Source organism: Streptomyces bullii, assembly GCF_042657145.1.
Classification (GTDB): Bacteria; Actinomycetota; Actinomycetes; order Streptomycetales; family Streptomycetaceae; genus Streptomyces; species Streptomyces bullii.
This window is the reverse complement of record NZ_JBHSNY010000009.1, coordinates 138,533-160,275: the sequence shown is the minus strand read 5'-3', so window position 1 is coordinate 160,275 and position 21,743 is coordinate 138,533. Positions and strand designations below refer to the sequence as shown.

The 21,743-nt window shown below is 72.0% G+C and carries 15 protein-coding genes; 9 read left to right on the top strand and 6 right to left on the bottom strand.

Annotated elements, in window-relative coordinates; genetic code table 11:
- Nucleotides 1–552 precede the first annotated feature (552 nt).
- On the top strand, nucleotides 553–1,746 hold the full coding sequence (locus ACFPZJ_RS25775; RefSeq protein ID WP_381026112.1) for an MFS transporter: 1,194 nt from the start codon (nucleotides 553–555) through the stop codon (nucleotides 1,744–1,746).
- Between the two features lie 222 nt (nucleotides 1,747–1,968).
- Here the strand turns inward: ACFPZJ_RS25775 and ACFPZJ_RS25770 are convergent, their stop codons facing one another.
- The 5 genes from ACFPZJ_RS25770 to ACFPZJ_RS25750 all read right to left on the bottom strand — a co-directional run bounded on the left by ACFPZJ_RS25770 (nucleotide 1,969) and on the right by ACFPZJ_RS25750 (nucleotide 9,231).
- Complete coding sequence (locus ACFPZJ_RS25770) at nucleotides 1,969–2,088, bottom strand: hypothetical protein (protein WP_381026109.1); 120 nt, start codon at nucleotides 2,086–2,088, stop codon at nucleotides 1,969–1,971.
- 163 nt (nucleotides 2,089–2,251) lie between these two features.
- Nucleotides 2,252–3,376 (bottom strand): substrate-binding domain-containing protein, encoded by a 1,125-nt coding sequence (locus tag ACFPZJ_RS25765; RefSeq protein WP_381026672.1) that lies wholly within the window; start codon nucleotides 3,374–3,376, stop codon nucleotides 2,252–2,254.
- Nucleotides 3,377–3,493: 117 nt separating this feature from the next.
- Entirely contained in the window at nucleotides 3,494–4,630 is a 1,137-nt protein-coding gene (locus ACFPZJ_RS25760) for an ABC transporter permease (protein WP_381026107.1), read from the bottom strand.
- Nucleotides 4,627–6,174, bottom strand: coding sequence for a sugar ABC transporter ATP-binding protein (locus ACFPZJ_RS25755; RefSeq protein ID WP_381026105.1), 1,548 nt, complete (start codon nucleotides 6,172–6,174; stop codon nucleotides 4,627–4,629). The genes ACFPZJ_RS25760 and ACFPZJ_RS25755 overlap by 4 nt, the downstream gene beginning before the upstream one ends.
- Before the next feature lie 159 nt (nucleotides 6,175–6,333).
- Nucleotides 6,334–9,231, bottom strand: coding sequence for a SpoIIE family protein phosphatase (locus ACFPZJ_RS25750; RefSeq protein WP_381026669.1), 2,898 nt, complete (start codon nucleotides 9,229–9,231; stop codon nucleotides 6,334–6,336).
- Nucleotides 9,232–9,529: 298 nt separating this feature from the next.
- Here ACFPZJ_RS25750 and ACFPZJ_RS25745 point away from each other — a divergent pair, with 298 nt between their 5' ends.
- Genes ACFPZJ_RS25745 through ACFPZJ_RS25735 form a run of 3 tightly spaced genes read left to right on the top strand, consistent with a single transcriptional unit; the run spans nucleotide 9,530 to nucleotide 11,486 of the window.
- Nucleotides 9,530–10,021, top strand: a complete 492-nt coding sequence (locus tag ACFPZJ_RS25745; protein ID WP_381026667.1) for a DUF2975 domain-containing protein — start codon at nucleotides 9,530–9,532, stop codon at nucleotides 10,019–10,021.
- The gene (locus tag ACFPZJ_RS25740) at nucleotides 10,021–10,263 is read left to right on the top strand and encodes a helix-turn-helix domain-containing protein (protein WP_381026102.1); all 243 of its coding nucleotides are present in this window, start codon (nucleotides 10,021–10,023) and stop codon (nucleotides 10,261–10,263) included. Before ACFPZJ_RS25745 ends, ACFPZJ_RS25740 begins: the two co-directional genes overlap by 1 nt.
- A 23-nt stretch (nucleotides 10,264–10,286) precedes the next feature.
- Nucleotides 10,287–11,486 carry an FAD-dependent oxidoreductase gene (locus tag ACFPZJ_RS25735; protein ID WP_381026099.1) on the top strand — a complete coding sequence of 400 codons (1,200 nt, stop codon included), beginning with the start codon at nucleotides 10,287–10,289 and terminating at the stop codon, nucleotides 11,484–11,486.
- A gap of 113 nt (nucleotides 11,487–11,599) precedes the next feature.
- Here ACFPZJ_RS25735 and ACFPZJ_RS25730 read toward each other — a convergent pair whose 3' ends face one another.
- Complete coding sequence (locus tag ACFPZJ_RS25730) at nucleotides 11,600–12,025, bottom strand: hypothetical protein (RefSeq protein ID WP_381026096.1); 426 nt, start codon at nucleotides 12,023–12,025, stop codon at nucleotides 11,600–11,602.
- A gap of 221 nt (nucleotides 12,026–12,246) precedes the next feature.
- Between ACFPZJ_RS25730 and ACFPZJ_RS25725 the strand changes: the two genes are divergently transcribed.
- The 5 genes from ACFPZJ_RS25725 to ACFPZJ_RS25705 all read left to right on the top strand — a co-directional run bounded on the left by ACFPZJ_RS25725 (nucleotide 12,247) and on the right by ACFPZJ_RS25705 (nucleotide 21,716).
- A complete protein-coding gene (locus tag ACFPZJ_RS25725; protein WP_381026093.1) occupies nucleotides 12,247–13,422 on the top strand; it encodes a PP2C family protein-serine/threonine phosphatase in 1,176 nt (391 codons plus the stop codon).
- 150 nt (nucleotides 13,423–13,572) lie between these two features.
- The gene (locus ACFPZJ_RS25720) at nucleotides 13,573–13,989 is read left to right on the top strand and encodes an ATP-binding protein (RefSeq protein ID WP_381026664.1); all 417 of its coding nucleotides are present in this window, start codon (nucleotides 13,573–13,575) and stop codon (nucleotides 13,987–13,989) included.
- A 310-nt stretch (nucleotides 13,990–14,299) separates the two neighbouring features.
- Complete coding sequence (locus ACFPZJ_RS25715; RefSeq protein ID WP_381026090.1) at nucleotides 14,300–18,565, top strand: HAMP domain-containing protein; 4,266 nt, start codon at nucleotides 14,300–14,302, stop codon at nucleotides 18,563–18,565.
- A gap of 73 nt (nucleotides 18,566–18,638) precedes the next feature.
- The gene (locus tag ACFPZJ_RS25710; protein ID WP_381026087.1) at nucleotides 18,639–21,104 is read left to right on the top strand and encodes a SpoIIE family protein phosphatase; all 2,466 of its coding nucleotides are present in this window, start codon (nucleotides 18,639–18,641) and stop codon (nucleotides 21,102–21,104) included.
- A gap of 153 nt (nucleotides 21,105–21,257) precedes the next feature.
- Nucleotides 21,258–21,716 carry an iron chaperone gene (locus ACFPZJ_RS25705; protein WP_381026085.1) on the top strand — a complete coding sequence of 153 codons (459 nt, stop codon included), beginning with the start codon at nucleotides 21,258–21,260 and terminating at the stop codon, nucleotides 21,714–21,716.
- Nucleotides 21,717–21,743: the final 27 nt, after the last annotated feature.

The following is a 21,743-nucleotide window of genomic DNA, read 5'->3' as shown; positions in this document are numbered from 1 at the left end:
CCCTGACGTGCCGGGCCGACGAGGTCGGCCGGTGCGCCAGGTGCCACCGCAGGACGCATCGTTACGGCCACGGCGGCAACCCTCTGTGCTCCCACTGCCTGGCCGAGGTGTCGGCGGACTGGGGGCCGAAAGTCCGGCAGGATCCCCGGCCGTGACGGTCCGCGCACTCCAGGGCCGACTCCTGCCCCTGCCCGCCTGCTCCTGCTCCTGCTCTCCACAGAAGTCTGCGACCCGCGCTCGCCTTCAGAAGCCGCCGAGTTAAGTCGCCCACGGACTCGGCCGGGCAGGTGCGGCTGCTGGCCCCATGCTCGGCACGAGCTCGGGTACGAACCCGCCGCCCTCACCGCCTACCAGGCCGCCTACGCCCTCATCACCTACGACCTGTCCGGCCTGGACGACAGCGACGGGCACTTCCGGTGGTGCGCCGGACAACTGCGTCGCACCGCCGTGTTCAACGGCTGCATCCGCGAGCCCGACCGTACGAGACATCTGTTTCTCAAGCGAACTCCTGGGCATGCTGGGGTAGTTGAGCACGGGACCGGAGAGGGACGAATGCCGACTGCACTCATCGCGCTGGCGCTTGGCGGCTTCGGCATCGGTCTCACCGAGTTTCTGATCGCGGGGCTGTTACCCCAGGTGGCGTCGACTTTCGCGGTCTCCGAGGCGGCCGCGGGATGGCTCATCTCCGGTTACGCGTTGAGCGTCGCGGTCGGCGCGATCGCGCTGACCGCGGCGACGGCACGGCTGCCCCGCAAGCAGGTCCTGGTCGGCCTGGTGGTCCTGTTCGTCATCGGCAACCTGCTGTCCGCGATCGCGCCGAACTATCAGGTGATGCTGCTCGGGCGGATCGTCGCGGCGCTGTGCCACGGTTCGTTCTTCGGTATCGGCTCGCTGGTCGCGCGCGCTCTGGTCGGGCCGGAGAAGAAGTCCCGTGCGGTGGCCGTCATGTTCGCCGGGCTGACGGTCGCGAACGTCCTGGGCGTGCCGTTCGGCGCGCTGGTCGGTGAGCGCTGGGGCTGGCGGGCGGCGTTCTGGGCGGTCACCGGCATCGGCGTACTCGCGCTGGCGGGGATCGTCGCCCTCGTACCCGCAGGGGCGGGAGAGACGCCGTCGCCGACGGTGTCGTGCCGTTCGGCACCGATACCTCCCAGCAGCCTGCGGGCCCAGGTCGGCGCGTTGCGGTCCGGGCAGGTCTGGCTGACCCTGGCGGCCACCGCACTCAGTTACGGCGGCATGTTCGGCGCGTTCAGTTACATCGCCTACACGTTCACCGAGGTCGGTGGCTTCTCCCCCGCGGACGTCGCCTGGTTGCTCATGGTGTACGGCGTCGGTCTGGTCGTCGGGAACCTGATCGGCGGCCGGGCGGCCGACCATGACCGGGACCGCGCGCTGGTCCTGGCTCTGGTCGGCCTCACCGGCACCCTGGTCGCGTTCGGTCTGCTGGCCCACAGCGCCACAGCGTCGGTGATCCTGGTCTTTCTGCTGGGTGTGTTCGGGTTCGCCAGCGTCCCCGGCATGATCACACGCGTCACCGACTTCGCGCAGGGGGCGGCACTGGCCGCCGGCGCCAACGTGTCCGCGTCCAACGTCGGCAACGCCCTCGGCGCCTGGTCCGGAGGCCTGGCGATCACGGCAGGCCTCGGCTACACCGCACCTCTCTTCGTCGGCGCCGGTATCGTCCTGGTCTCCGTCGTCGTCATGGCCGTCGCCGCACACCGAGCCGCCCATCACGAGCTGACCCAGTAACCAGCCACGGCGCCCGCCGGGCGGGGCCGGTGTGTCACGGCACCTGAGTGGCGCACCTCGCTGCGTGCCCCCACGGGCCGCTGCCTGCGCCGTGGGTGCCGCGCGGCCCGCCGGACAGATCCCCGGCGGGCCGCCGAGCCGCGGCCTCGGGCCACCGCGACCCTCAGGTGGGGACTCCCTCGGTCCGCGCGCCTCCACGGCCCTTCGAGCCGACACGTCCGCTCAGAGCAACGGCCACAGCACCGTGGTGAGCACGAAGCCCGCGCATCCCATGACGGTCGTCAGGACCGTCCAGGTGCGCAGGCCCGCCGCCACGTCGAGGCCGGCGAGCTTGGTGAACATCCAGTACCCGGCGTCGTTGATGTGGACAGCGCGAGGGCGCCCGCGCCCATGGCCAGGGCCACCAGCGGCAGCTGACCGTGCTCCCCTGCGAAGGGGTGGGTGACGACGGCCATCCACGATCCGCCGCAGGAGCGCGAACACCCTCGGCCCGCTCATCAGTTCGTCACCTGCCCCAGATCCCCCGGTACGCCTCCCGGTAGCCCGACGGATCCCAGGTCGTGGCACCGTCGCTGTTGTCGGCCGTGGAGATGTGGACGGGGGCGACATATCCGCTGGCCGGCCGGCCGGAGAACGCTCGGTTGAACTCGTCGACGATCTGCCAGCCCTGCAGCGACAACGGCTCGGGCACGGTGGCGGATTGGTACCGGCCGCTGTTGATGCGCTGGAAGGCGGAGGGGTCGCCGTCGCCGGCGCCGATGTTGAAGGGCGGTCCGGACGGATCCCGGCCGGCCGCGCGGAAGGCGGGGGCGGCGTCGGCGAAGTACAGGTCGTTGATGGCGACGGAGTGGGTCCATCTGGTGTCGAAGCGGGAGAGGAGGCTGGAGACCTCCTGCGGTGTGCGGCTGCTCGCATCGGGGATGGGGATGTTGGCCCGGGCGAGGAGCCGCACGCCCGAGCAGGTGGCGAGTTCCCTGCCGATCAGATCCGACTTGTTCCTGGCGAAGGGGATCGAGTCGTCGGTGAAGAGGACGACGCCGGAGCGGCCGCCGGAGTGCAGGATGACCCACTGCGCGCTGATGCGGGCCACGTCCTCGACCCGGGTGGTGACGTTGGTGAAGAGCTTGGGCCGTCGGCTGGGACCCGGTGCCGGGACCGCGTGCCAGCCGATGAGCGCAATGCCCGCGGCGTCGGCCTGCGCGACCTGCCGGGAGGTCGTGTGGGGGTCGAACCCGCCGATGACGATGCCCGAGGGCTTGAGGGCCACGGCCTCGCTCATCGCCGCCTGGATGCCGGCGGGGGTGCCGCCGCCGTCGATGACCCGGACGTTCCAGCCGATGACCCGCGCGGCTTCGCGTACGCCGTTCGCGGCGCCCGCGACTCCGGGGTTCGTCATGGTCTGGGCGACGTAGACGAGGGTCCTGCCGGACACCGCCGTGGGGCCGCTGGTCGGTCCGTTCCACGGGGCGTCGGTCCGCTCCGCCTGTCTCACGGCGGACTGGGCCTTCGCCTGTGCTGCCGGGCAGCCGCTCGGACCGGTCGTCGAGTCGCCCGGGCCCGACGGCGAGCCGCGTTCGCAGCCGGCGAGGACGGTGGCCGAGGCGAGCAGGAGCGCGGAGACGAACCGGATCGGGGAGGTGCCGTGGGCCTTGCGATTGCCGTACACGGGAGCTCCTCGCGGAGGAACGGAGGGGATGGGAGGACACGTCGGGGGTGCGGGGGTCACACGGATGGGCCCGTGGCGCGGTCAGGGAGGGCGGTCCGCCGGGCCGCCGGGCCGCGACGCGCGGGGCGGTGGTCCGGCAGGGGCGTCGCGGGCCGTGGCGGCGCTGGTGCGCAGGCGGCGCGCGGAGTAGCCGGCCAGGCCGACCGCCAGGAGCAGCGTGCCGCCGTGGAACAGCGGGATGGTCCAGAAGTCGGCGCCCATCTGGCCGATGCCGGTGAGGCCGACGGCGAGGACTGCGACGGCGACGACCGTGCCCGGCGCGTTGGGGCGGCCGGGTTTGATCGCGGTGGAGCCGAGGAGGGCTCCGACGAAGGCGGGCAGCAGGTAGTCGAGACCGACGCTCGGATTGCCGATCTGCTGCTGGGCCGCGAGCAGCACACCGGCGAAGCCGACGATCAGCCCCGACACGGCGAAGGTGTACACGGAGTACCTGCGGGTGGGGATGCCGACCAGGTCGGCGGCGCGGCGGTTGGAGCCGACGACGTACAGGTACCGGCCGAGCGGCAGCCGTTCCAGCACCACCCAGAGGACGACCGCCAGGGCCAGCACGTAGAAGGCGGGGACCGGCAGGCCGAGGAACGTGGAGTCGTACAGGTCGGTGAAGGCGGCCGGGAGGCCCTGCGGCCCGGGCACGATCCGGCCGCCGTCGGTGACCCAGCCGGTGACGGCGTACAGCATGCTTCCCGTTCCGAGCGTGGCGATGAAGGAGTCGATCCGGCCGAACTCGACGATGACACCGTTGAGGACGCCCACCACCGCCCCGCCGGCGATCACCACCAGGCAGGCGAGCTGCCAGGGCCAGCCCTCGTGGACGACGAGTTGCATCACCATCACGTGGGCGAGTCCGAGGCCGTAGCCGAGGGACAGGTCGAACGCGCGGGTGACGATGGGCACCATCGCCGCGAGGGCGAGGACGGCCGGGATCGACTGGTTGGACAGGATCGCGTCGAGGGTGGCCGCGGTGGGGAAGGTGCGCGGCAGGGTGAGGGAGAAGACCAGGCAGAGCAGGGCGGTCAGGGCCAGGAGGCCGTAGGCGCCGACGAGGTGTCCGCCCGGGCCGCGCGGTCGCGCCGCCGGTACCGGCCCGTCAGGCCGGCGGAACCGGCCGGGCGGGCCCGGCCGTCGCCGTCGCGGCCGGGGCGAGGACGAGGACGTCATGGGTGTGCCGCGCTGCCGGAGGGGGGCATGGCGGAAGCCTCCCGGGTGAGTTCGGCGACCGTGAGGCGCGGACCGCTCAGCTCCGCAGTCGAGGTCCCGCGCACGAAGACCAGGGCACGCCGGCACACGCCCGCCACCTCCTCGAAGTCGCTGGAGACGAGCAGCACGGCGAGGCCGGCGGCCAGCGCCTGGTCGAGCAGACGGTAGACGGCCGCCTTGGCGCCGATGTCCACGCTCGCCGTCGGCTCCTCGAGGATCAGCAGCCGCAGGCCCGTACGGAGCCAGCGGCCGATCATGACCTTCTGCTGGTTCCCGCCGGACAGGGTGGCGATGGGGGCCTCGCTGTCGGGGGGTCGGACCGACAGCCGTGCGATCAGCGCGGCCGCCTCGGTGCGTTCGCGGCGGGGGCTGATCCAGCGCGGCTGCCTCGGGCGTCCCGCGCGGGGGTTGGGCAGCAGGTTCTCCCGTACGGTCAGCTCGTCGGCGCAGCCGTCGCGCTGCCGGTCGGCGGTGACGAGGCCGACCCCGCGGCCGACGGCCTCGGCGACGGTGCGGGGGTGGTAGGGACGGCCGTCGAGAAGGGCCTGACCGCCGAGGACGGGCAGGGCGCCGGCGAGGGCTCGTCCCAGGTGCATGTGTCCCGCGCCCGTGAGACCGACCAGAGCGAGGACCTCACCGGCGGCGAGGCGCAGGCTGACCGGTCCGGTTCCGGCGGTCCGTACGCCGTCGAGCGTCAGCGTCGCGGGGCCCTCGGCCCAGGCCGTGGCGGGGCGGCGGCCGGTCGGTTCGTCGCCGACGATGTCGTGCACCAGACGGGCGGGGTCGCGGCTTGCGAGCGGGCCGTGGCTGACGAGGCGGCCGTCGCGCAGGACGGCGAAGGTGTCGGCGACCTGGTACACCTCGTCCAGGCGGTGACTGACGTAGAGGATGCCGTGTCCTCGGTCGCGCAGGGCGTGCAGGACGCGGAAGAGGCGGGCGCAGTCCGCCGCGGGCAGGCGAGCGGTCGGCTCGTCGAGCACGATGAGCTTCGCCCGGGCCGCCAGGGCTCGGGCGATGGCGGTCAGTGAACGGTCAGCGGGGGCGAGGTCGGCGACCGGCGCGTCGGGGTCGAGGTGGGCGGCGACGATCCGCAGGGCGTCGGTGCAGCGCTCCCGGGTGCGCCGCCAGGAGATCAGCCCGGCGCGGCGCGGATAGCCGGTGCCCAGGGCGATGTTCTCGGCGACCGTCATCCATTCCACGAGCCCCAGGTCCTGGTGGATGAAGGACATGCCGTGGGAGGCGGGGTGGGTCCCGAGCGGGTGTCCGCCCACGGTGATCCGGCCCGCGTCGGCGTGGTGGACGCCGGCGAGGATCTTGATGAGCGTGGACTTGCCCGCGCCGTTGGGGCCGAGGAGTGCGAGGACGCTGCCGGCGTGGACGTCGAGGTCGACGCCTGCCAGGGCGAGGGTGCCGCCGAACCGCTTGACCAGCCCGCGGATACGGACCAGTGGGTCCGCCCCGGCGGGCGGGACCGCCTGCGCAGAGGTGTCGGGAGCGTCGTGCACGGACATCTCCGGGGATCGGCCTGGCGATTTCTTCCCGACGTTCATCGGGGACGCTGTTTGAGCAAATCATTACATTTCAGACATGTTCCGGCCCGCTGTGACACCCATCGGGCCGGCGGGCCGCCAAGGGATGCTCGGTGCGCCGGTGTGCCTCGCCCCTCAGACGTCGCCGAGGCCGCACTCCGCCCAGATGACCTTGCCCTGCGGCAGGTACCGCGTGCCCCAGCTCTGGGCCAGCTGGGCGACGAGGAACAGGCCGCGGCCGCCCTCGTCGGTGCTGGCCGCCTGGCGCAGGTGCGGGGCGGTGTTGCTGCTGTCGGAGACCTCGCAGATCAGCGTGCGGTTGTACAGCAGCCGCACCGTGATCGGCCCGGCACCGTGCCGCATGGCGTTGGTGACCAGCTCGCTGAGCAGCAGTTCCACGGCGAAGGCGGTCTCGTCGAGGCCCCAGTCCGCCAGTTGCCGGACGGCCGCGGCACGGACGTCGCTGACCCGGGCCGGGTCGGCGGGCACGTCCCAGGCGGCGATCCGGTCGGGGTCCAGGGCATGGGTGCGGGCGACGACCAGGGCGATGTCGTCGCGGGGATGGGCGGGCGCCACGGTGTCGAGGACGGCCTGGCAGGTCTCCTCCGGGGTGCGCCCGGGGCGCGCCAGTTCGGCGCGCAGTTGGTCGAGGACCACGTCGACATCGCGGTCCCGGTCCTCGATGAGTCCGTCCGTGTAGAGGACCAGCTGGCTGTTCTCGGCGAGTTGGATCTCGGCGGATTCGAAGGGCAGACCCCCGAGGCCCAGAGGGGGTCCGGCGGGCAGCTCGGGAAGGGACACGGTGCCGTCGGGGGCGACCAGAGCGGGCGGAGGGTGGCCGGCACGGGCCATGGTGCACTGCCGTGAGGTCGGGTCGTAGATGGCGTACAGGCAGGTCGCTCCGATGATGCCGGCGCCGCCGGCGTCGTCCCGGTCCAGGCGTCCCACGAGGTTGTCGAGGTGGGTGAGGACCTCGTCCGGAGGGAAGTCGAGCTCGGCGAAGCTGCGCGCCGCGGTGCGCAGCCGGCCCATCGTGGCGGCGGAGAGCATGCCGTGGCCGACGACGTCTCCGACGAACAGGCCGACCCTGGTGCCCGAGAGCGGGATGACGTCGTACCAGTCTCCGCCCACGTCGGACTCGGCGGGCAGGTAGCGATGGGCGACCTCGACGGCGTCCTGGTCGGGCAGGCCGTGCGGGAGCAGGCTGCGCTGCAGGGCCAGGACCATGGTGCGTTCGCGTGTGTAGCGCCGGGCGTTGTCGATGGACAGGGCGGCGCGGGAGGTGAGTTCCTGCGCCAGCGAGGAGTCGTCGTCGCCGAAGAGGGGGGAGTCCGGCGAGCGGTAGAAGCTGACGATGCCGAGGACGACGCCGCGCGCGAGCAGCGGGACCACGATGAGGGACTGGACGCACGTCAGCAGTTGTTCGGTGTGCTCGGGGTCCTGGGACAGCCAGCCCGCGGCGGCTGCCAGGTCCGGTTCGAGCACCGCGTGCCCACCGGCCAGACACCGTGACTGCGGCGCGAGCGGACCGAAGTCCATCCTCTTGCCGACCGGGCTGAAGGGACAGTCGTCGCGGATGCCGTGGACCACGGCACGGCGCAGGTCGCTGCCGGGGTCGGGGGACTCCTCGCCGCGCAGAACGGGCTCGGGCAGGTCGATCGTGACGTAGTCGGCCAGGCGTGGGACGACCGTCTCGGCGAGTTCCTGCGCGGTGCGGAGCACGTCCAGGGTGGTGCCTATGTGGGCACTGGCCTCGGACAGCAGTTCCAGGCGGCGACGCGCGGCCAGGGCGTACGTCCCCACGTGCGGCTCCCCCAGCAGCACGAGGCGGGGTGCCTGGGGCGGGGAGCCCGGAGGGCCGGAAGGGCCGGAAGGGATGCCGGCCGGGATGCCGGCCGGGCCGCCGCCGCGGGCGGTCGGGACGCCCCGGGTTCTCGCGGCCTCCCGGCCGGTTGCCGCGTCGGGAGACTGCGTTGACGCCACGGCGATCTGCCCGGGCACGAGGGCCACGGGACGGCCCCCGGACAGCGGACCGGCAGGGGAGGCGGCGGGCTCGGCGGGGAGGGCGAGCCGGTGGTCCTCATGGTGTGAGACACCGAGCAGCGGCCGCGCCGCGGGGGCGGGGACGATCGCCTCGATGGCGATGCCCTCGATGCCCGATGCGGTCGTCACCGGGCGGCTCACGAGCGTCACCCGGCCCTCGGACAGGGCCACGTCGACCGCGCCCCGCTGCGCGCGGGAGATCAGCTCCGTGGCCTTCTCCCGGAGGAGTTCCCGGTCACGGGCGGGCAGCCGGTCGGCCAGTTCATCCACGTCGACTCCGTGGCGCAGGCCGACCGCGTCGTGGGCCGCGGAGTCCAGATACGCCCCCAGCAGGGCGCGCTCCCGTGCGGAGCTCTGGCCCAGCAGCCGTCGCTCGATGGCCTCGGCCGCCTTGCAGATCACCGTGGTCAGCGCCGGGTCCTCGAGGCCGCGTGGGTAGCCGAAACACAGGACGCCCTCCATACGCCCGCTGAGCGGGTCGCGGACGGGAAGCGCACGGCAGGCGCTCCCCTGGGAGCGCTCAGCGAAGTGCTCGGCGCCGTAGACGCGGATCAGTCGTCGCTCCGCCAGCGCGAGGCCGATGCCGTTCGTACCGGCGAACTGCTCGGCGAACACGAAGCCCGGGACCCGCTGGATCGTCGGCAGGCGTCTGGCCAGGGACTCCTCACCGAAGCGCCGCAGCACCACCGTGCCGTTCGCGTCGGCGACGGAGATGTTCATGGCGCTGCCGGCGAACCGGGACCGCAGCCGGTCGAGCACCGGCTCGGCGGCGCGGACGAGCCGGCTCTCCGGGTCGAAGTCGTCCCGGAAGGGAAGGTCGTTCTGGTCCGGCGAGAGAGCCAGCGATCGGCAGCGCTGCCAGGAGCGCAGGATCGACGTGCGCACGTCGTCGATCGGATCGCCCTGGAGAAACCGCTCACGGGAACGGGCGGGCCCTGCACCGCCCGTCGCGCTCCCCGTCGGTATCGGTTCCCCGCCGGTCCGTACCACGCTCCGCCTCACCCAGCCCTTCACACATCCGCTTTAGGAAATACTGGGCATTGACGAGGATACGGGCAATAGGGGCGCGAGTCACTGCCGCACCCAGCCCGGCGACGGTGGGACCGCACCGGACCGAGCACCGACTGACGCAGGCACCGAGCCCGCACTCCGAGCTCCGGCGGCTGCGCCCGGCCTTGACGAGTACGCCCGGCCCTCGACGGCTGCGCTCGGTCCCCCACGGCACCACCTTGCGCGAACCTATCGAATTTCGATAGATTCCCATCGCGTTTCGATTGAGGGGGCCATGATGGGAAAGCTGACCGTGTCCGCGCTGCGCGCCGTGTGCGTGGCACTGCTCGCCGGCTCGGTGTTCGTCCAGACGGTGATGGTGGCGCTGCTGGCCGACGACATGGACGACAGCGTCCTCGCGGACCGACGCGTCCCGATCCTGGTGATCTTGGTCCTGGGCATCGTGACGGTCCAGGTCGTCCTGGTCTGCGTATGGCAGCTGGTGACGATGGTGCGACGCGGCACCGTGTTCTCCCCCGCCGCCTTCCGCTACGTACACCTCGTGATCGGCGCATTCGTCGCGGCGGCGCTGCTGGTGTTCGCCCTGGGGGTGGTGCTGGCGCCCGGTGAGGCCGTGGCGCCGGGCATCGTGCTCCTCCTGGGCGGTGTCTCCCTGGCTGTCTTCGGTGTCGCTCTCATCGTGCTCGTGCTGCGGATGCTGCTCGCCCAGGCCGTCGCGCGCGACGTCGAGGCGGCACGGATGCGGGCCGAGCTGGAAGAGGTGATCTGATGCCGATCGTCGTCGACATCGACGTGATGCTGGCCAGGCGGAAGATGTCCGTGGGTGAGCTCGCCGAACGCGTCGGCATCACACCCGCCAACCTCGCAGTCCTCAAGAACGGCCGCGCCAAGGCGGTGCGCTTCACCACGCTGGCCGCGCTCTGCGAGGCGCTCGACTGCCAGCCGGGTGACCTGCTGCGCTGGGAGGCCGAGCAGCCGGCGGACGGCGCCGCGCACGCAGGCCACCGATGATCAAGGTCCACAGGGAGCAGCCCATGAAGACAGCCGGCACCGCCCACGGCGTCCCGGTCACGGCCAGTACCGACGTCCTGGTGGTCGGCGCCGGACTGGCCGGCCTGCACACCGCCACCCTCCTCGCCCGGGAAGGTCACGACGTGCTCCTGGTCGACCGGCGGGCTAGTCTGACCGGCGCGATCCGCACCACCGGAATCTTCGTACGGAAGACACTCGACGACTTTCCGCTGCCCGCCGAACACCTGGGACCACCGATTCGCCGCGTGGTCCTCTACCCCCCTGGCCTGGACCGCCCCGTCAGCCTGGTCAGCGCCCGCGACGAGTACCGGGTGGGCGACATGGCCCCGCTCTACACAGCGGCGGCGGCCACCGCTGCCGCCGCCGGGGTGCGGACGGCGCTGGGCACGCGCTACGCCGGCCGTCAGGGCGACATCTTCCATCTGGTCGGCCGTGACGGGCCGACGACGGTCCGGGCCCGGTTCGTCGTCGGCGCCGACGGAGCCCGCTCGACGGTCGCCCGCGACCTCGCCCTCGACCGCAACCGGCACCTGCTGATCGGGGCCGAGGAGGTCTTCGCACTCCCCGGCCATGACGAACCGCCCACGTTCCACTGCGTTGTGGATCCCACGCTCGCCCCCGGTTACCTGGCCTGGGTGGTCAACGACGGACAGCACGCCCATGTCGGCGTCGCGGGCTACGCCGACCGCTTCCCGGCCGGGCTGCGCCAGGCCCTGCGACGGTTCAGCGCGTCGGCGCCGGGACTGGCCGGCGTGGAGCGTCCCGAGGTGGTGGAGCGGCGCGGTGGCCCGATACCCGTCGGCGGCGTACTGCGCCGGATCAGCTGCCCCGACGGGCTGCTGGTGGGCGACGCGGCGGGTGCGGTCTCACCGCTCACCGCCGGTGGCCTGGACCCCTGCCTGCGGCTGTCGGAACACGCGGCCGCGGTCCTGCACGACGCGCTGCGGTCCGGGAAGCCGGAGGCGTTGACCCACTATGACGGAGCCTCGCTGCGCGCCGACTTCAAAGGACGCCTCATGCTGCGCCGAGGTCTGGCCCACCTCCGCACACCCGCCCTGACAGCGGCGGCCTTCACCCTGCTGCGCACACCCCTCGGCCGGGCCGCGGCCGGCCGCGTCCTCTTCGGCGACAGGTCCTTCCCCGACGCACACGTGGGCGAGCACGGCAGGGCCCCCGCCCGCCGCGTGACCCGCCGCGTCTGACGGAGGTGGCACACGTCCCGACGGCCGGGCCCGGGTACTGACTTCAGCCAGTGACCGGGCCCGGACGCGAGCCCCGTTCCGTGTTGAGGTGACGGACGCTCAGGGGCGCTGCCTCACCCGGTCCACCACTGCGGCGGCGGCTGGACGTACGAGCACTGCTCGTACGTCCGGCCGCCCGCTGTGCGCTCGTCACGCGTGCCGAGGTACCGGTACGTCCTCGCGTCGAAGACCAGCACGGGTCCGCCGTCCGCCCAGGGAGTGCCGGGCTTGCCCACGTACTGGATGCCGATCCCCGTGCGGCCGTCGGCGTCCGTCTGCTCCGGGAGCACCTTCACCCCGGGGACCGCGGCGAGCGCCTCGAACGCCGCGGGGCGCAGCCCGTTCGGCAGAGCGGGGGCGCGGAGCAGGCCGGAGAGGAAGAACTGGACCATCGGCCACTCGTCCGCCCTCGTCGGCCGGTCGAAGTCCGGCGCCCCGCCCCTGTCGCGCAGGGTGACCGTCAGCTTGCCCGGCTCGGTCGGCAGCCCCTCTCCTCTCATCGATTCACAGTCCGAAGACTTGGCTTTCACCCGGTACTTCGCCGCTCGTGGGAATCCGGGTCCCGACGTCGTGACCGCACGTGTCAGGTCTCGAACACTGGTGCTGCCCGGGCGTCCCCCCGTCGGGGGAAGGCAGCACGTCCTCACCGGGTGTGAGGGACGTATCGGGTGAGGTCGGCGGAAGCCGGGGAAGACGTGGCGACATCGGATGGGAGGTTGCCATGGAGGGCGGAGATCTGGGACTGGGCGAGCTCTTGGCCGCGGCGGAGGCCGCGCCGCCCGGGGAGTCCGTCGACGTGCTCGCGCTCGATCTGCGCAAGCGCTTCGGGGCGGAGCGGGTGTCGTTCCTGTTCGTCGATCTCATGGGGCAGCGGCTGCTGCGTCTGACCGCGCCCGCCGCAGGTGACACGGCCGGTGGTGCGGAGCGGATCGACCTTCGGGGCAGCGTCTACGACACGGTTCTGCAGAGCCAGCGCCAGCACGTGGAACCGGACGGTCTGGGCGGACGGCGCGTGATCTCGCCCGTCACCAACCGCGGCGACTGCATCGGGGTGCTGGAGGTGACGCTGCAGTGCGCCGACGACACCGTGCTCCGGCAGATCAGCGAGGCGGCGCACGCGCTGGCCTACATCATCGTCACGGACCGCCGCTTCACCGACCTGTACCACGCGGGCAGACGCACCACCCCGACCAGCCTGGCCGCCGAGATCCAGCACCAGTTGCTGCCCTCGGCGCCCTGCTGCGAGGCCCCGCAGTTCACGCTCGCCGCGGGGCTGGTGCCGGCCGACGACATCGGCGGCGACACCTACGACTACACCCTCGACCGCGACACCCTGCACCTGTCCATCACCGACGCCATGGGCCACGACACCAACTCCGCCCTGCTGGCCACGCTGCTGGTCGGTGCCATGCGCGGCGCCCGCCGCAGTGGCTGCGACGCGCTGCAGCAGGCCCGTCGCGCCCACGAGGCCCTGCTGGCCCACAGCCGTGGTCTGGCCACCGGGCAGGTGATGTGCATCCGGCTCGGGACAGGGACCTGCGAGCTGGTCAACGCGGGACACCCGTGGCCCCTGCGCCTGCGCCGAGGCGCCACCGAGGTCGAGGAGATCAAGCTCGCCGTCAACCTGCCCTTCGGCGTGGCGGCACCCACCTCCTACCGCGTCCAGGAACTCCGGCTTCGCCCCGGCGACCGCCTGGTCCTGCTCACCGACGGTATGCAGGAACGTGGTGCCGCGGCCGTCGACCTGCCCTCTGTCGTGCGTGACACCCGCGCCTCGCACCCCAGGGAGGCCGTCCGCGCCCTGACGACCGCGGTGCTGGACGCCTGCCGGGGCAACCTCAAGGACGACGCCACGGTCGTCATCCTGGACTGGCACGGTCCCCGGAGTGACGACTGACGCCCCACGGGGTCACAGCCGTCACGAGTTTCTTCGCACGAGGTGCACGGCGGCCCGGACTGGGAACCGGGCTCGAAGGCCTGTGAAGGCGGGCGCCGGGTAGACGGCCTGTGTAGAAACGGGCGTTGACGGCAGGGAGGAGTGATGTCGGTGGCGGTCAAGGCGATGGGTTGGGTGCACACGTTCCCCGTGTCGGGGGGCGTGCGCGCCGCGCGGCAGTGGACGCGCGAGCGTCTGGAGTCCCTGCCGTGGACCGCCGCTGAACCGGAGACGGTGGACGACATCGTCCTGGCGGTGTCCGAACTGCTCACCAACGCGCACATGCACGCGCACAGCGACGCGCACCTGGTCCTCACCTGGGACGGTGACTGCCTCCATGTGAGCGTCCATGACGACGATCCGACGCTGCCGCGGCAGCGTGACCCGAAGGCGGGCGAGGAGTCGGGGCGGGGCATGGGGATCGTGCGCGAGCTCGCCGACGACTGGGGGATGACGTGCCAGCGGCACGGCAAGACGGTGGCGGCCTGCTTCCGCCCCGCCCACGCCGACCGGCGCGGCGGCAGTTGAGTTCCACGACGGCAGTCCGGCTGCGCCGGCTCTCCGCGGACGAGCTCCGCACAATCCGCGAACGAGCTTCGCGAAATCTTTCCCAGTACCCCTGTTTCCACAGGGCATACCTGTTTGTCGATGCCTGTCTTCTCCTGGCCCCGACGCTTTGTTCCGTGCCGGGAACGTGGGTTAGCCTGCGGCGTATTTTCTGCCCGCGCAGATCCGTGAACTGCGGAAACGCGTGGGCGACAACCGGGCCGCCGATCGGTCCGGCGGGGGTCCGAGTCCTCGGTTCCGGGGACTCCTGGGGAGCGGAGCGAGGGTGCGCATGACCAGCGAGAGCACCGGGGTCGTCGATGCGGTTCCGGGCGACGAGGAGTTGCGGCGGCTCCTGGCGGGCCTGACGGCGGTACGCGACGGGGACTTCGGCACCCGTCTGCCGGACGACGCCGACGGCCTCATGGGTGACATCGCGAAGGTCTTCAACGGCATGGTGGACCAGCTGTCCGTGTTCACCTCCGAAGTGACCCGCGTGGCCCGCGAGGTGGGCACGGAGGGCACGCTCGGCGGGCAGGCCGAGGTTCCGGGCGTCTCGGGCACCTGGGCCGACCTGACGGACTCGGTGAACGCCATGGCGGGCAACCTGACCACCCAGGTCCGCGACATCGCCCAGGTGGCCACGGCGGTGGCGAAGGGCGACCTCTCCCAGAAGATCGACGTGCCCGCCCGCGGCGAGATCCTGCAGCTGAAGGAGACCGTCAACACGATGGTCGACCAGCTCTCCGCCTTCGCCGACGAGGTCACCCGCGTCGCCCGCGAGGTCGGCAGCGAAGGACGCCTCGGCGGACAGGCCCAGGTGCCGGGTGTGGCCGGCGTCTGGCGCGACCTGACGGACTCGGTGAACCACATGGCGGGCAACCTCACCGGCCAGGTCCGCTCCATCGCCCAGGTGACCACGGCGGTGGCGCAGGGCGACCTCTCCCAGAAGATCACCGTCGAGGCCCGCGGCGAGATCCTCGAACTGAAGAACACCATCAACACGATGGTCGACCAGCTCTCCGCCTTCGCCGACGAGGTCACCCGCGTCGCCCGCGAGGTCGGCACCGAAGGACGCCTCGGCGAACAGGCGGACGTCAAGGGCGTCAAGGGCACCTGGCGCGACCTGACCGACTCCGTGAACTTCATGGCGGGCAACCTCACCGGCCAGGTCCGCAACATCGCACTGGTGGCGACTGCGGTCGCCAAGGGCGACCTCTCCCAGAAGATCACCGTGGACGCCCGCGGCGAGATCCTCGAACTGAAGAACACCATCAACACGATGGTCGACCAGCTCTCCGCCTTCGCCGACGAGGTCACCCGCGTCGCCCGCGAGGTCGGCACCGAAGGACGCCTCGGCGGACAGGCGCAGGTGCGCGGCGTGTCGGGAACCTGGAAGGACCTCACCGACAACGTCAACGTGATGGCGTCGAACCTGACCGGCCAGGTCCGCTCCATCGCCCAGGTCGCCACCGCCGTGGCGCGCGGCGACCTGTCGCAGCGGATCACGGTCGAGGCCAAGGGCGAGGTCGCGGCGCTGGCGGACGTCATCAACACGATGGTCGACACGCTGTCGGCCTTCGCCGACGAGGTCACCCGCGTCGCCCGCGAGGTCGGCACCGAAGGACGCCTCGGCGGACAGGCGCACGTGCCGAACGTCGCGGGCACCTGGAAGGACCTCACCGACAACGTCAACTCGATGGCCAACAACCTCACCGGCCAGGTCCGCAACATCGCACTGGTGACGACCGCGGTGGCCCGGGGTGACCTGTCGAAGAAGATCGACGTGGACGCCCGCGGCGAGATCCTCGAACTCAAGACGACGATCAACACGATGGTCGACCAGCTCTCCGCCTTCGCCGACGAGGTCACCCGCGTCGCCCGCGAGGTCGGCACCGAAGGACGCCTCGGCGGACAGGCCGAGGTGGAAGGCGTCTCGGGCACCTGGAAGCGCCTGACGGAGAACGTCAACGAACTGGCGGGCAACCTGACCCGGCAGGTCCGCGCCATCGCCGAGGTCGCGAGCGCCGTCGCCGAGGGCGATCTGACGCGTTCGATCACCGTGGAGGCCTCCGGCGAGGTCGCGGAGCTCAAGGACAACATCAACTCCATGGTGGAGTCCCTGCGCGAGACCACCCGCGCCAACCAGGAGCAGGACTGGCTCAAGACGAACCTCGCCCGGATCTCCAGTCTGATGCAGGGCCACCGCGACCTGCCCGTGGTCGCCGAGCTGATCATGGACGAGCTGGTTCCCCTGGTGTCGGCGCAGTACGGTGCCTTCTACCTGGCCGAGGACGGGGACGACGGGCCCGAGCTGCGGCTCGTCGGCTCCTACGGCTACCCCGACGACAGCGACCGGCCCACCCGTATCGCCTTCGGCCGCACCCTGGTCGGCCAGGCCGCGCGCAGCCGCCGCACCATCACGGTGGACGAGCTGCCGCCCGGCTACGTGACCATCTCCTCGGGGCTCGGCCAGGTGGTGCCGACGGCGCTGATGCTGCTGCCCATCGTGGTGGAGGACCAGGTCCTCGGCGTCATCGAGCTGGCGTCGGTCACCCCCTTCACGGAGACCCACCAGGACTTCCTGGCCCAGCTGATGGAGACCATCGGCGTCAACGTCAACACGATCGTCGCCAACGCCCGCACCGACGAGCTGCTGGTCGAGTCGCAGCGCCTGACGGCCGAACTGCAGGCCCGTTCGGAGCAGTTGCAGGTCCAGCAGGAGGAGCTTCAGCGCTCCAACGCCGAACTGGAGGAGAAAGCCTCGCTGCTGGTGGCGCAGAACCGGGACATCGAGGCGAAGAACCTGCAGATCGAGCAGGCGCGGCAGGAACTGGAGACCCGTGCCCAGCAGCTGTCGCTGGCCTCGAAGTACAAGTCGGAGTTCCTGGCGAACATGAGCCACGAACTGCGCACCCCGCTCAACAGCCTGCTCATCCTCGCCCAGTTGCTGGCCCAGAACCCGTCGCGCAACCTCACCCCGAAGCAGGTCGAGTACGCGCAGATCATCCACTCCGCCGGCTCGGACCTGCTGCAGCTGATCAACGACATCCTCGACCTGTCGAAGGTCGAGGCCGGGAAGATGGACGTCGCGCCCGAGCGGGTGGCGCTGCGGCAGCTCATCGAGTACGTCGAGGCCACCTTCCGGCCCATGACGACGCAGAAGGGGCTGGACTTCACGGTCACGACCGCTCCCGGGGCGCCCGCTGACCTGCTCACCGACGACTCCCGGCTGCGCCAGGTGCTGCGCAACCTCCTGTCGAACGCCGTGAAGTTCACCGAGACGGGCGGTGTGGAGCTGAGCATCGAACCGGCGCCCGACGAGGAGGTGCCCGAGGGGGTGATCCGGGGCGGTGCCGTGGTGGCCTTCCGTGTGAAGGACACCGGCGTCGGCATCCAGGAGCAGCACCTGGAGACGATCTTCGGCGCCTTCCAGCAGGCGGACGGCACGACGAGCCGCAAGTACGGCGGCACCGGTCTGGGACTGTCCATCACCCGGGAGATCGCCCAACTGCTCGGCGGTGCCGTCACGGTGGACAGCACACCCGGTCAGGGCAGCACCTTCACGCTCTTCCTGCCCGTGGCCCGGCCCGACTACGAGGAACTGGCCGGCCACGGCAGGAGTCCGGAGCCGTCCTCGGCCGACTCCGTCCCCGAGGAACCGTCCCGCCCGGTGCCGGTGCCCCGGGTCGGGTACGTACCGCGGCCCAGGCGGCTGCTGGTCGTCGAGGAACGGCCGCGCGGTCTGCTGACCCTCGTCGCGGAGAGCGTGGTCGCGGATCTGGCGCACGGCCGGGAGGACGGTGGGCAGCCCGCGGTCGACATCATCACCGCCGTCGGGGCGCAGGAGGCGGCGGGCGCCCTCGCCGCCGAAGCGTGCCACTGCGTCGTCCTTGAGCACGGCATGCAGGACGGCGAGGCGTCGCGGTTCCTGCAGGCCCTGGAGGGTGACTCGGCGCTGGCGAACGTGCCGGTGCTGGTGCACAGCAGTTACCCCACGGACGTGTCCCTGGAGGAGACGCTCCGGTCCCGTTCGTCGGGCGGGGCACTGGAGTTCCTCTCCAGCCTCGACGAACTGCGCGAGCGCATCGCCCTGCACCTGTCCGCCGAGGAGCCCGGGGAGGTGCTGGCCCTGGTCCGGTCCGAGGAACCGCACCATCCGGCACCGCGCCCGGACGACGCGCCGGCCGGCCGTACCGTCCTGGTCGTCGACGACGACGCGCGCAACCTGTTCGCGCTCAGCGGGATCCTTGAGCTGCACGGCTTCCGGGTGCTGCACGCCGAGAACGGGCGCAAGGGCATCGAGACGCTGGTCGGCAACCCTGACGTCGCGCTCGTGCTGATGGACGTGATGATGCCGGAGATGGACGGCTACACCGCGACGGCCGAGATCCGCAGGATGCCGCAGTACGCCGAGCTGCCCATCATCGCCGTCACCGCGAAGGCGATGCCCGGCGACCGGGAGAAGAGCCTCGCCGCGGGCGCCAGCGACTACGTGACCAAGCCCGTCGACACGCGCGATCTCATCGCCTGCGTGCGGCGCTGGCTGCCCGCATGAGTACGCCGGTGCCCGACCCGCAGCGTCTTCTGTTCCGCGCCCCAGGGCGCTCCAGCCGAGGAGCATCCACACCGTGAGCATCACCGAGCATCCGCGCGATCCGGGTCAGGACGGTGAGCCGAGGCTCGAGTCCGCCGCTGCCCCGGCGTCCTCCGCCCTGTCGGTGACCTTCACCGACGGGACGCCCGCGGACCTCGCGGGTGTCCCGCCCGTGTCACCGGTGGGCAGGCTGGCGGCCACCGTGGAACGGCTCAGCAGGGAGGTGCGGGCCGCCCAGGCGGAGGCCGAGGGGCGTGCGCTGATCGAGCTCGCCAAGGGCATCCTGGTCGAGCGGCTCAAGTGCGGGCCCGCCCAGGCCGCCCGGCAGCTCACCGAACTGGCCGGGCAGGCCCAGGTCACGCTGCTGGAGTTCGCGGTCGACGTCATCAACCAGGCCGCCCGGGACCGGATGTCGGAGGTGACGAACGCGTTCCTCGCCGCCACGCGGGCCGCCGACGAGGCGGAGGCCGAGTCGGCCGCCGTGCGTCTGCGCGCGGCGGAGAGCGGTGCGCTGGCGGCGCAGGACACCCAGGCCGTCGCCGACGCCCTGCTGGAGCAGGCGCTGCGCCCGCTCGGCGCGGTGGCGGTGGCGATCTGGGCGGCGAGTGCGGACGGTTCGCTCACCCTGGCGGGCAGCGCCGGCTTCTCCCCCGCGGAGGCCGCGCGCTGGCGTTACGTCCCGCCGGACGTGGTGACGGTGGCGCGGCGCGGCCTGGCCGAGCGCGAGGGGCAGTGGATCACGTCCCTCGCCGGGACAGGGCTGCCCAGCATCGGCCTGCATCACCATCCGGACGGCGGCAGGGCCGCCGTGCCCGCCGGTACCGGAGGGCGCGTCCACGGCGTGCTGGAGATCGCCTGGCCGACGCCCCTGGCACCGCAGCCTCCGCAGATCGTCCGCCAGGTGGAGGCCCTCGCGGAGCTGTGCGCCCACACGCTGGAGACATACACGCCGCTGCTGGGCGCCGCGCAGGAGCCGCGCGTCCTGCCGGACGCCGCGGAGCTGATGGACCTGGCCGACGGGCTGCACGACCCCGCCCTGGTCCTGGTGCCCCACCTCGACGGCGCCGGGAACCTGGTGGACTTCCGCATCCAGCACGTCAACGACCGCTTCCTGGACCCGGCCGGCCGGCCGCGTGCGGTGGTGAGCGGCGCGCTGCTGCTGGAGGCCTACCCGATGGCCGCCGGTGACAGCGAGCTGTTCCAGCGCATCGAGCGGGTGTACGCCACCGGTGAGCCGTTCCGGGCCCGCCGGATGAACCTCACCGCCCTGGTCGACCAGGTCCCCCTCTCGGCGGTCGCGGACATCAGCATCAGCCGGCACGGCACGGCCGTCCTGCTCCTGTGGCGCATCGAGGACGAGACGGCCCGGCTGGCGAGCCTGCTCCAGCACGCCCAGCGCCTCGGCCGCATCGGCGGCTTCGAGGAGAACGTGCTGACCGGCGAGATCACCTGGAACGGGCAGCTGTTCGACCTCTACGGCCGGCCGAGGTCGAGCACGCCGGTGCCCCTGGAGGAGCTGCCGAACCACGCGCACCCGGACGACGGCGTCTCCATCCGCCGTTTCCTGCGTACGCTGCTGCACCACCGACGGCCGGCGGCCGCGGCCTTCCGGTTGCAGCGGCCGGACGGAGTGACCCGCCACATCCGGGTCGTCGCCGAACCGGTGCTCGACACCGACGGCCGGCTGCTCCTCGTCCGCGGCGCGTGCCAGGACATCTCCGCCCAGCACTGGACCGAGGTGGCGCTCGCCGCGACCCGCGACCAGCTGGCGCACACCGAGCAGCAGGCCACCGAACGCAACCGGCTGACCCTCCAGTTGCAGCACGCCATCATGCCCCCCACCCAGGCGCCGTTGGAGGTGGACGACCTCCAGGTGGCCGTCCGATACCGGCCCGCGGAGACCGAGCAGTTGGTGGGCGGCGACTGGTACGACGCCGTCGTCCTGCCGTCGCGGCTGGTGCTGCTGTGCGTGGGGGACGTGGCCGGCCACGGCATCGAAGCCGCGACCAGCATGGTCGTCCTGCGCAACGCGCTGCGCGGCCTCGCGGTGACCGGAGCCGGTCCCGGCCAGCTGCTGTCCTGGCTCAACATCGTCGCCCACCACCTGACGGGAGCGGTCACCGCGACGGCGGTCTGCGGCCTGTACGACCCGGCCCGGCGCACGCTGCGCTGGGCCAGGGCGGGCCACCTGCCGCCCGTGCTGGTCCGGGACGGAGAAGCCACTCCCCTGCCGCTGGTCAAGGGAATGCTGCTCGGAGCGCTGCCCGAGGTGGTGTACGAGGAGGCCGAACTCCAACTGAGCGCCGAGGACACCCTGTTGATGTACACGGACGGTCTGATCGAGCGCCGGGACCGGTCCGTGGAGGAGTCCCTGACCCATCTGCTGACCACCGCCCGCACGGCACCCAGCACGCTCGACCAGCAGCTCGACCGCCTGCTGACCTACAGCAGGTCGGACACCGACGACGACACCTGCATCGTCGGCATCCAGGTCGGATGAGGAACGCGGTGCGGGCAGGGGTCCGTGGTGGGTTCCGTGCTCAGTACGGAGGCGGCCCCTGCCCCGGCCGGGAGATGCTGTGACCACAGCGAACAGCGATCGGCCCGCCGGGACACGCCGGGCCGATCCTGCCCCACGACCACGGGAGTGACCATGACCGGCACCGAGAACGGCACGTACGAGGGATTCACACCCGAGGAGCGTGCCGCGATGAAGGAGCACGCCCAGGAGCAGAAGAAGGCGGCACGTCGCCGCGGCGCGAGCGCGGCGGAGAAGGCGGCGGAGGCGGAACGGGACGTGCTCGCGAAGATCGCCGAGATGCCGGACTCCGACCGGATCATGGCCGAGCGCGTCCATGCCGTGGTCAAGGCCAACGCACCGGTGCTCGCTCCGAAGCTGTGGTACGGCATGCCCGCCTACGCGCTGGACGGCAAGGTCGTCTGCTTCTTCCAGAGCGCGGCGAAGTTCAAGGCGCGCTACGCGACGCTCGGCTTCAACGACGCGGCGAAACTGGACGACGGCGCGATGTGGCCGACCGCTTTCGCCCTGACCGAGGTGACGGCCGACGTGGAGGCGCGGATCGCGGCGCTGGTGAAGCAGGCGGTGGGCTGACACCGACCACGGCTCCGCCGGCGCCCG